General features: G+C 72.4%; 2 protein-coding genes. Both read left to right on the top strand.

The window, feature by feature from the left end; all coding sequences use genetic code 11:
* On the top strand, positions 1 to 577 hold a 577-nt coding region (locus ABD327_RS31890; protein ID WP_344456184.1), incomplete at its 5' end, for a phosphopantetheine-binding protein.
* 13 nt (positions 578 to 590) lie between these two features.
* Positions 591 to 1,909 (top strand): condensation domain-containing protein (locus ABD327_RS31885; protein WP_344456182.1); only part of this gene is annotated, 1,319 nt, incomplete at its 3' end.

The following is a 1,909-nucleotide window of genomic DNA, read 5'->3' as shown; positions in this document are numbered from 1 at the left end:
GCCCGCCGCGGTGGCCGCGGCCGCCGCGCGCGCCGCCGGGGCGTGGACCAACGACCCGGTCCGCGCGCAGCGGGTCCGCTCGGTGGCGCCGCGGCTGAAGTCCCACCTCCAGGTGTACTTCCCGACCTACATGATCCCGGCGAAGTTCCTGGTCGTGGACTCCTGGCCGCTGCGCCGCGACGGCACCCTCGACCGGTCCGGACTGCCGCTGCCGGTCACGCTGCCCGCCGACGAGGCCGCCGCGCAGCGCGAGCCCAGCACCGAGACCGAGCGGGCCATCGCCAAGATCTGGGCCGACGCGCTCGGCCTCGACCGCATCGGCGTCCACGACGACTTCTTCTCGCTCGGCGGGCACTCGCTGCTCGGCGTCGAGGTGGTGGAGAAGGTCCGCGACGTCTACGACGTGGACCTGCCGCTCGGCCGCCTCTTCGAGTCGCCGACCGTCGCCGCGGCCGCCGCCTACATCGACGGCGTACAGGCCGAGGGGCCGGCCGCGCCGAAACTCGCCTCCATCCAGCGGGTCGACCGGTCCGGTTACCGGACCAGGCGCGCCCGCGAGACCACCGCCACCCGCTGAAGGAGGAGCCGCCATGACCCTGATGACCGATCTCGACCGGCCGGGCACGGCCGTCATCGAGACGTCCTTCGCCCAGCAGAGCCTCTGGCTCCTCGACCAGGTCGACCCCGGCACCGCGACCTACAACGTGCTCGCCGCGGTCACGCTGACCGGCCCGCTGGACCCGGCCGCGCTGCGGCGCGCGCTCAACGCCGTCGTCGCGCGGCACGAGTCCCTGCGCACCGTGTTCGGCTTCGACGGACACGAGCCCGTCCAGATCATCTCCGCCGAGCTGACGCTGGACCTGCCCGTCGCCGACGCCGACCCGGCCGACGTCGACGCGCTCATCCAGGCCGACATCGACACCCCGTTCGACCTGGCGACCGGCCCGCTGCTGCGGATGCGGCTGCTGCGGACCGCGCCGGACGAGCACGTCGCGGTCCTGGTGATGCACCACATCATCACCGACGGGATCTCCTCGGCGATCCTCTTCCAGGAGCTGGCCGTCTGCTACGAGGCGTTCACCTCCGGCCGCCGGCCCCGGCTGCCGGAGCTGCGCGTCCAGTACGCCGACTACGCCGTCTGGCAGCGCGACAACCTCCAGGGCGAGTACCTCGAAGGGCAGCTCGCCTACTGGCGCGAGCGCCTGGCCGGGACCACGCCGCTGCTGCTGCCGACCGACCTGCCGCGGCCCGCCGTCCCGACCTCCGCCGGCGCCACGTTCGCGCGCATGCTGCCCGACGGGCAGATGGCGCGGATCGAGAAGGCCGCCAAGGACTGGGAGGTCACCCCGTTCATGCTGGTGCTGGCGGTCTGGTCGGTGCTGCTGTCGCGCTACACCGGCCGCACCGACTTCACCGTCGCGACGCCCGTCGCCGGCCGAGACCGGTCGGAGATCGCTCTCATCATCGGCTTCTTCGTCAACACGCTTGTACTGCGCGTCGACCTGTCCGGCGACCCGACGTTCGGCCAGCTCCTCGGCCGGATCAAGGAGTCCTGCCTGGCCGGGTACGCGCACGCCGACGTGCCCTACGAGAAGCTCGTGGAGGAGCTGAAACCCGCCCGCTACAACGGCAACGGCGGCCCGCTCGCGCAGGTGATGTTCTCGCTGATGAACGTCCCGCAGGAGGAGTGGCGGGTCGGCGACCTCGTCTTCGAGGCCAAGGCCGTGGCCACCAGCACCGCCAAGTTCGACCTGTCGCTGGACGTGTCGCCGGTCAACGGCGGCCACCTGGTGTCGCTGGAGTACAGCACCGAGCTGTTCGAGGCCGCGACCGTCGAGCGCATGGCCGGGCACCTGGCCGTCCTGCTCCAGGCCGTCCTCGACGACGCCGACCGGCGCGTCTCGGAGCT

This window comes from Actinocorallia aurantiaca (assembly GCF_039533685.1).
Classification (GTDB): Bacteria; Actinomycetota; Actinomycetes; order Streptosporangiales; family Streptosporangiaceae; genus Actinocorallia; species Actinocorallia aurantiaca.
Note: the sequence above shows the minus strand (reverse complement) of the source record. Positions and strands in the feature narration are given on the sequence as shown.